Raw genomic sequence first — 8,441 nt, 5'->3', positions numbered from 1 at the left:
CTTGCTAATTAACATAGAATGTCAAGGTTTGACAATATTATTTTATTGCCTTATGCGATTGGTAAAATAAAAAATGATCGGAATAAATATCCGATCATTTTTATTCATTTTAGTACAGGTATAAGTTACTGAGCAACTCTTATCCCGCTCGCCAGTAAACGGATTTCCGTTACAGGTGTTGTTATTTTGTCAATCTCGCTTTGAGGCTTTTTAGCATCTTCTGCATAGTGTCTTAATTCTTCTACAGAAGTCTGTTTCAGCTGTGCTTTCCCGTCCAGTAAAATTGTTTTTCCTTTTATAGCAGTAGGCAGAAAGAAGGCATAATCTTTCATCTTAACAAATACCTTTGTTTTATCCGGATTATCTAAAGTAACCCAGCATCCTTTTTTAGGGCAAACATCGGTAACAGTTGCTTTTACTGTAATATCCTGCACTTCTTTTCTTTCATTCAGTATTTTGTTCAGTTCTGCCATACTTACAGCTCCAGCTTCCTTGGTTTTGGAAACTCCGGCACCATATTCCTCTCCTTTATTGGCGTTTCCTACAGGAGGTTGTGCAAATAGTGCTATACTCACGAAAAGTAAGCTTAAAAAAAGTAGTTTTTTCATAATATTAATCTTGTTGTTTGTTTTATTTCGGGAGCTCTGGTGCTCTCATTTTATATTTGTAACTGTTCAGAGTTTTCAGAAAAGCAACTACATCAAATACCTCTTCATCTGTCATGTTAAGCTTTTCTACCATTCCCGACTTATGCGGAAACTTTGGGTCATTCACCTGATCACCTCTTGGTGTTTCTCTTCCCATTCCGGCATTGTACATCATCACAATATTGGCTAATTCCGGAAAAAGCCCATTGTGCATATAAGGCTTATTCTCCGACACTTCTCTTAGGGTAGGCGTTTTAAACTTGCCAACATCCTCATTTTTAAGAGTTACCAGATACCTGCCCAGATCTTCATATTTTCTGCCGTAATAGGTAAGCCCTAAATTATGAAATTTCTGGTCAGAAAAATAGGGCGTGTTATGACAGTTAATACAATTAGCCTTTGTCCGGAATAAGTGCAGTCCTTTAACCTCGGCATCTGTCAGTGCATTCCTTTTTCCGGAAACAAATTTATCGAAGCGGGAAGGCGGGCTGATCAATGATCTTTCAAAAGTGGCTATAGCTTTGGCAATTCTATCTTCCGTAATTTCTGTTGTACCGAAGGCTTTCTCAAAATAAGACTTATAACCTTTTATTTTACGGATATTTTTTGTTGCCAGGCTCATGTGCAAATTCATTTCTACAGGATTTTCAATAGGTGCTTTTACCTGTTCTTCTAATGTTGCCGAGCGACCATCCCAGAAGAAAGTCTTTGCAAAGCCTATATTCAGTAATGTAGGAGCATTTCGTGTTCCCTTTTGCCTGTCGTGTCCGAAAGATACCCGATTGCCATCTGCCCATCCCAACTCAGGATTATGACAGGAAGCACAGGCAATCTGACCACTTTTAGACAACCGTGGATCAAAGAATAAAGTTTTCCCCAACTCCATTTTGTCTTCAGAGTAGGGATTATCTGCCGGATATTGCATATCAGCCAAAGGACCTATATCCTGAAAGTCTTCTTCAGCTTCTGCAAATAAATGTGGTTTTGGCCATTTGGATTTATCCCCGCCCGAATAAAGATCACGCAACTCGTCCACCGTATAAGCCGTAGGATCATTTGGGCGGTATCCCAACATTAAACCTACTGCCACAATTGCAATTATTGCTAAGTATCTGTCTTTCATTATTTAATAATAAACATTTAAACCTATAGTCGTTACCGTATTAGGTCTGCCATTATAAGTTGTCACTGTTTCTTTATATGTTTTGTTTGTTAGCCATAACTGGTTAAAACCACCAGTAAACTCATATCTGATTTTATTACTGTCCCATCGGTAAGCAGCATTCAGATTAAGTCCAATTTTAGGTGTAGAATCATAGGCATAATCAGGCTTTACAATTCTCTGTACAAATATATTCTCCGTGGAGCTTTGATAAGGCATATAATTTAACTCTTTCTGCACTGGGATATAAAGACTTTGTCCTACCCCAACAGCCAGTTTATGCCCTGGTATTATCGCAAACTCTTTTTCTATACCTGCATGATATTCAAAGAAAGATAACCTCCTGTCCATAACTACAGAAACATCTCTCACACGGTTTTTACCATAACCTAAATCCAATAACAACTTATAAGCTTCATTCTTGTGGTTGAACCATACAAGACTATTCTTCCAGTTCAGGTTCTGTTGCTCTAACCGGTAAGAAGTATACTGTAAAACATAATTATAATTAGTATCCAATTGATCCTGATAAGCTAATCTTGAGGCCATTTTATAGCCTGAAAAACTTCCGAGATAATTGATATAAAAACTATGCAGATCGGTTTTCAATCCTGAATATTTATTAAATACTTTAATCTTTTTGTCATTAGCATCTACATATTCATATTTTTTATAAAACCTTTCAATAACATTCATATAATCATAGCCTACACTAATATGCATTCTTGAAGTATTAAAAGCATATTCCCCACCCCAGGCATACCCATTTTTTTTATATTCTGAATCTTTGTATTCTGAATCTCTATATGGATTTCCATACCCTTCATTATATCTTATATAAATACTGTCATTGGCCGGGACATTACCATTTCTACTAACAAACATAATATCATTTTTTTTAAAATGATTAATATATCTGCCTTTTGCAAATAAACTGTGCTGCTTCCAATTATAGCCTATTTTAGAAAAAACGCTATACTTAAAATTATCAACCTTTGGTCTGGGGTCAGCATTCTGGCGATAAGATTTCCCAAAATTACCTTCAGCACCCAGCTGGGCAATAACAGATGTTATGGGTCTGTAGGCTATTTGGCCGTTGATCAGATAATTTTGCTTCAACCACTTTGCAGCGCGGGGTGCCCAAAAATAGGAAGGATTATAAATAAAAGAACTATTTGTAGTTCTTTCATCATTCAGTATATAAGGGACCTCATCTTCTGTTGTCCTTTCTGCCTGAAGCCTCCCGGAAAGTACTACATTCCTGCTCAGCTGATAAACGCCCTCAGAGTTAAAAATAAAACTTTGGATTTTATCAGGAGATTGTACTCTTTTGAAATTTTGTTTAGTACCTTCATATTTAAAACTTGTTCGAGAAAAATCCAGTGGCTGAAAGAAACTAATATAAGGATTTTCCACTCTAATTTCCCTCTCTGGTGTACTTATATTAATACTATCCAATTGGGTAGATTGGGAGAACAGGAGCTGACTACCTAATGTTGTCAGCCCTGTAATTCCCGATATGAAGAAATTAAAATTTGATTTATATTTATTGCGCATATCCTCTAGGGTTTGCCTGAACTGTTACAAAATCGTTTGCTGAATTATTGGTATCCTGTAATACAACACGACCATTTATCGTTTCTTTAGTTTTTCTCATCAATGACATGCCTGTATAATCCGCAAGCCCTAATCCCCCCTGATTAATAAAATTTCTGGTGGCATCAATATCTGTTGGCAAATCTTTAGGTGCTAGTTGTTCTTTATCAGTGATATCTAATCCATCAATAATTAACCCTTTTGGAATCTGTAAAAACAGAGATCCTTTAGGCGTTTTGGGATTAGCAAATTTCTGCCATGAGTTAATTTGCTCAGGAGAAGCTCTGAAAATAGCCAATGCAGGTCTATGAGTTAAATTTAATATCCAATCCGTAACCGGGTTTGCCCAGAAAGCAATATCCATATCCGGAACCATAACATTCTGAATATCCCATTGGTAAGGATTTTTCCCTTGTCCTTTTGCATAATCTCCCAGGTATACTTCAAAATCTGCTTTACTTAGATCCACTGTTAATTCAGGATTCTGTATTGAAACGGATTTACCGTCATTTCCATCAAAAGGTGCTTTATGATTTATAGCAGTTTGTGCTATGACAATACTTTTCCCCGGTAAAATCGGATATTGAATTCCATTTCCCGGAACTCTGATAACGGATCCCGCATAAACAAAATTAGTATTGGCTGCCGCTCCGCCTCCTGCTGTCTGGCTCCAGTCATATTGTCCATTCGCTAATGTGTAACTAGCTCCTTTATTATTTACATTTCCTTCTATTAATGCTATGTATAGACCATCTGCATAAATAGTTTCATTTGAATTATTATGAATTTCTACAAACTGATCTCTGAATAAAGCTCCCAGCTTACTATCAGATCCTGCATAATAATATTGTTTAATAACAAGATCTCCGATATTTCCACTAGATATTTGCATAATGGTTGAGGAAATGTTGGCATTCACTTTTACCTTTTCCTGTGATCCTCCAAAATGTACAGTTTCATAATTAGTAGACTCTCCAAACATCTTTTCATAATCTGTCTTGGGCATTTTCAGTTCAGAAGTAATATTATAATCACCCGGCATTACAGCATCCAGCTTTAATTCTCCATTATCATCTGTTACACCTGTAATCTTTGCACCAGTAGCTGTATTTTCTAAATTCACTGTTACTTTAGCTGCGCCCTTATTAGCCATATTAGGAAATTTCGACTGATCGTACTTTACACTCACCGTAAATGAAACTGGCCTGATTCCCTGATCACTGCCAAAGTCATCGTCTTTTCTACAGCCTACTACCACTAATAATGATAGTAATAATAAAGTTATAATTCTTTTCATAGTATCGATTTATTTATATTATTATATTATTTAAAATCTGTATGAGATGTTTGCTCCAAAAGAAGTGGTGGTAAAGTTTGAATACACATACCCATCCTCGTTATATGGCTTTAGATTAAATACATTACTTACATAAACAGATAGCCGGAAACCACTTAAAAAGTCTTTAGTTACTCTTAAATGAACATTATGCAAAGTTTTATTTTTTAAACCTGAAAGCTTTTCTTCTGTTCTTTTTCTGAATAAATTCTGATACAATTGATCTTTACGATTTGCATCAGGAATCATTACCCTATTCAGATTATAGTCTATGTATCCCACTGGATAAATGTCATTTTCACTTGTAAAACTTTTATCAATTAGAAAATGATCTGTTCTTAATCCCACAATTAATCCAGACGCTGGCAAATGATAATCGAAACTAAAACTTGCTCTTGCTACCGTGTTTTTAGCTTTAGTATCATTGTACAAGCCATATTGAAAATTATTATCTATAATTTTAGGCTTTTCAATGGTTAATATGGACGCATCTTTAATACTTTCTGTTTCTGTATAAGATGCATTAAAACCTATGACAAGGTTTAGTGATTCAATTCTTTTAAAACTGGTCATTAATTCCAATCCTTTATCTGTGGACTCATAACCATTTACAATCCTGTTTTGCAGATAATTAAACTTTTCTGTTCCTGTTATTTCAAAAGTCGGAATTTCAGTACCTGTAATATTTACATTTACTTTAGCTTTGTCCATTACTCTGGGAATGGCCATTGTTGTAAATCCATCAAGTAACTTATTATAATATCCGGTTATATTGATGGTTGCAAATGAAAACCGGTAATCTAATCCTATTTCTGTTTTCCAACTTCGGGACGGACTCAGATCTGAATTATCTCCGGGAGTAACTACCGTCTGCATAATAGCGGTACTATAATACCCGGGTAACCGATAATCGCCCAATAACATATCAAAATACCTGGGTCCTGTATAGAGCTGATTGAGCGAAGGAGCTTTTGAGGTAAGTCCTACCCCTCCTCTTATGGTAAACTTACCCATCTGATAATATGTATTAACCCTTGGAGAGAATGTTGATGCCGAATTTTGTATGTCATAACGCAGTCCCACATTAGCCCTTAATACATGCTTATTTGCAAACCTCTTGGTTATGTTATCCTGCATATAAAATGCATATTGAGTTGTTGCCAAAACATTATCACGGTAGTTATAATCCCTCATTCCGCTACCGCTATCTCCTACAGAGCTCATTGTAGCAAATTGTCCCGCAGTTCCATACCTTCCTTTTCCAAAATTATCCCCATATCTGTAATTGATTCCCAGAGAGTATGAATGTGACCATTTTGATTTGGATATATAATTCCCCTCTGTACTTATATTAGCGTAAATATTAAAAGGTTTTCCATCTGCATAGGCTGTATTTTCATAACTAGGAGGTGTATAAGATGCATAATACACATCATTTTCTGTAGATGTACCATATGGACGTGCACCTTGATTAAGCCAGTATTTCCGTTCTGTAAACTGTGAAGCATAACTCACTCCAATGTCAGCGCTAATACTTCTAAACCATGATCTTTTACTGGCCCCGCCAAAGCTATATCTTATATTATTGCTTAATGAAAAACTTTTATTATTAACATTAATTACCATTCCATCCAAGTCATCCGGATCTTTCTTTCCATTACTTGTATTCTGAGAAAAACTAAATGATAACTTGTTCCGGAACCTACTCTTATTATAAGACCATAATGCATTTGTAGTAATCCTGTCATAGCCCACCAAACTAGTTCTCGGGTCTGAGATTGAATTCATATAATCAAAAGATAGACTAAGCGCATGTTCTTTACTTAAACGAAAACCTTTCGTTAAACCCAACTGATATGTCCCCTCACGAAGAGAAGCATCCAATCTTAGTGGAGATTCTTTTGCAATAGTGTTTACCTTAATTAATCCTGAAGTAAGGTCACCATATTTAGCATCAGGGATTCCCTGTATCACCTCTACGCTTTCGATATTTTCTGTAGGAATCTCACGAAGATCGACCCCATAATTGGCCTGGGCGGGAGTCAAGGTTCCGGATCTGTTTGATGTATTAAAACTCAGCCCAAAAGGGGAACTATTTGCCGAATCATAACTCTGCATATTTTCATTATTAGACAAAGCCACGTCATTTACCATTAACTGTACCCCAAAAGCCTTATTCCCATAACCATCCCCACCCGGAATCTGGCTGCTTCCTGTTATAGAAGCACCACTGGCTGTACGAAATACAATATTTTTAAACTGAGTATTATCAAATGGCTGTACATACTGTCCTGGCAATTGTTGTAGTACATCTCCCAAAGAAAAAGATTGAAGATTCTGAAGGGCCTCCTGCTTGATTTCAATTTCAGAGAATTGTTTCTTTTTAGCAGTTAACTGAACTTCTTCTATACGGATTTCTGACCTTTGTTTTTTGTTTTCATCTTTAATAAAAGTGATATTCAGACGTTCTTTCTCTTTTAATACAAATCTCTCAGTAGGTCTGCCAATGGCTTTGAACTCAACTACACATTTTCCTTCGAAAAATGTTTCTTTATCGTTCATATTCATGATACAGCCTGTAGGGGTTATAGTTGCTATGTCTATAATCTTGGCCTGACCACGATATTCAACTTTTGCTTTTTGAGCATACAAAGAACTGGCAGCCACCAAAAGCATGGAAGCGCTTAGTAAAGATTTATTCACATCATACAGATTAAGCGACAAAGTTATTTATATTTTTTCTAAATAAAAATAAAATTGTCTCATTTGCAGACTATACAAGCTATGATTTAAAAGAAAAATAATCTAATAACCCTAGGATAAAACGATGAATAGTCGGGCTTTAAAGCGATTTACAGAAATTTAGAAAAATATTTATTTAATGATAAATATCATCAGTATATTTAACTTCAAAATAACAACATGAGATACTTATATTGCTTTTTTATCCTGTTTTGCTTCAATTCAAAATCTTTTGCACAAAAACAAAATGCTGTGAAATCGGAGACAAAAGAAATTGAAAGTGGAAGAATTACGAAACAATTTACAAATGGTAAGCTTACTAGCTTTACAGTGAATATGGCGGCTGTAAATTATGGAAATACACTTTTCTTCACAAAAGAAGATAATATCATTAACATAAAAGACGGACAGAAACCCGATGCATTGATCAGAATTTATCTAAAAAACAAAAGATATACAACTGATCTCCAGTATCAAAATAAAGAACTGATGTATATTGAGTCAATTGATTTAGACCTCAATAATCTACCGCCAAACAGCATTATCTCTTCTCAATACAAAGATGGAAAAGCAGAAAGCATTATCAGCAGAGCCAATCCCGAAGATACCCGTGGGTTGGATAAAGTGTTAAAGTTATTCTGGAGAATGGATAAAAAAACAAATCTTACAGATATTGATTCTATCTTCAATGCTCTTGCAGATGACTTTTCACAAGAAGATGCATTACTGAAAATATATTATGGTCGCTATGCTGAGAAATTTGAACCTTTACCTGTTGCTTATCTAAATACAGACAATACAGGAAAAATTAAAAAGGGAATTGTGTGGACAGAGACCAGTGGTCAGAATGGCAAGTATAACATATACAGTAATGGGAAAGTTATTAAATCTGCTAATCAGAATCTGACAGACTTCCAGAAAACTATTATGGATTATATGGAGAAAATGTAATTGTTCA

The 8,441-nt window shown here is 35.4% G+C and carries 6 protein-coding genes; 1 reads left to right on the top strand and 5 read right to left on the bottom strand.

The features are described 5' to 3' along the window. Positions 1 to 125: 125 nt before the first annotated feature. From ATE49_RS05965 to ATE49_RS05945, 5 genes are read right to left on the bottom strand one after another with little or no spacing between them, the layout of a single operon-like run. Positions 126 to 608, bottom strand: a complete 483-nt coding sequence (locus ATE49_RS05965; RefSeq protein WP_065081408.1) for a DUF4920 domain-containing protein — start codon at positions 606 to 608, stop codon at positions 126 to 128. 22 nt (positions 609 to 630) lie between these two features. Beyond that, on the bottom strand, positions 631 to 1,770 hold the full coding sequence (locus ATE49_RS05960) for a cytochrome-c peroxidase (protein ID WP_065081407.1): 1,140 nt from the start codon (positions 1,768 to 1,770) through the stop codon (positions 631 to 633). Positions 1,771 to 1,773: 3 nt separating this feature from the next. Then, positions 1,774 to 3,366 (bottom strand): DUF6850 family outer membrane beta-barrel protein, encoded by a 1,593-nt coding sequence (locus ATE49_RS05955; protein ID WP_065081406.1) that lies wholly within the window; start codon positions 3,364 to 3,366, stop codon positions 1,774 to 1,776. After that, the gene (locus tag ATE49_RS05950; RefSeq protein WP_065081405.1) at positions 3,356 to 4,702 is read right to left on the bottom strand and encodes a DUF4876 domain-containing protein; all 1,347 of its coding nucleotides are present in this window, start codon (positions 4,700 to 4,702) and stop codon (positions 3,356 to 3,358) included. The genes ATE49_RS05955 and ATE49_RS05950 overlap by 11 nt, the downstream gene beginning before the upstream one ends. Before the next feature lie 30 nt (positions 4,703 to 4,732). Then, positions 4,733 to 7,444 carry a TonB-dependent receptor plug domain-containing protein gene (locus tag ATE49_RS05945; RefSeq protein ID WP_234107880.1) on the bottom strand — a complete coding sequence of 904 codons (2,712 nt, stop codon included), beginning with the start codon at positions 7,442 to 7,444 and terminating at the stop codon, positions 4,733 to 4,735. Positions 7,445 to 7,735: 291 nt separating this feature from the next. On the opposite strand from ATE49_RS05945, the gene ATE49_RS05940 reads away from it, so the two are divergent. Next, positions 7,736 to 8,434, top strand: coding sequence for a hypothetical protein (locus tag ATE49_RS05940; protein ID WP_260255662.1), 699 nt, complete (start codon positions 7,736 to 7,738; stop codon positions 8,432 to 8,434). Positions 8,435 to 8,441 lie beyond the last annotated feature (7 nt).

Origin of the sequence: Elizabethkingia miricola, assembly GCF_001675285.1 — a bacterium.
GTDB classification, from domain to species: Bacteria; Bacteroidota; Bacteroidia; order Flavobacteriales; family Weeksellaceae; genus Elizabethkingia; species Elizabethkingia miricola.
The sequence above is the reverse complement of the archived record's forward strand: the minus strand, read 5'-3'. Positions and strand labels throughout refer to the sequence as shown.

What these genes read in the sequence shown, in the direction of transcription:
- ATE49_RS05965 (WP_065081408.1), bottom strand. Translation starts at nt 608, where the DNA reads ATGAAAAAACTACTTTTTTTAAGCTTACTTTTCGTGAGTATAGCACTA.
- ATE49_RS05960 (WP_065081407.1), bottom strand. Translation starts at nt 1,770, where the DNA reads ATGAAAGACAGATACTTAGCAATAATTGCAATTGTGGCAGTAGGTTTA.
- ATE49_RS05955 (WP_065081406.1), bottom strand. Translation starts at nt 3,366, where the DNA reads ATGCGCAATAAATATAAATCAAATTTTAATTTCTTCATATCGGGAATT.
- ATE49_RS05950 (WP_065081405.1), bottom strand. Translation starts at nt 4,702, where the DNA reads ATGAAAAGAATTATAACTTTATTATTACTATCATTATTAGTGGTAGTA.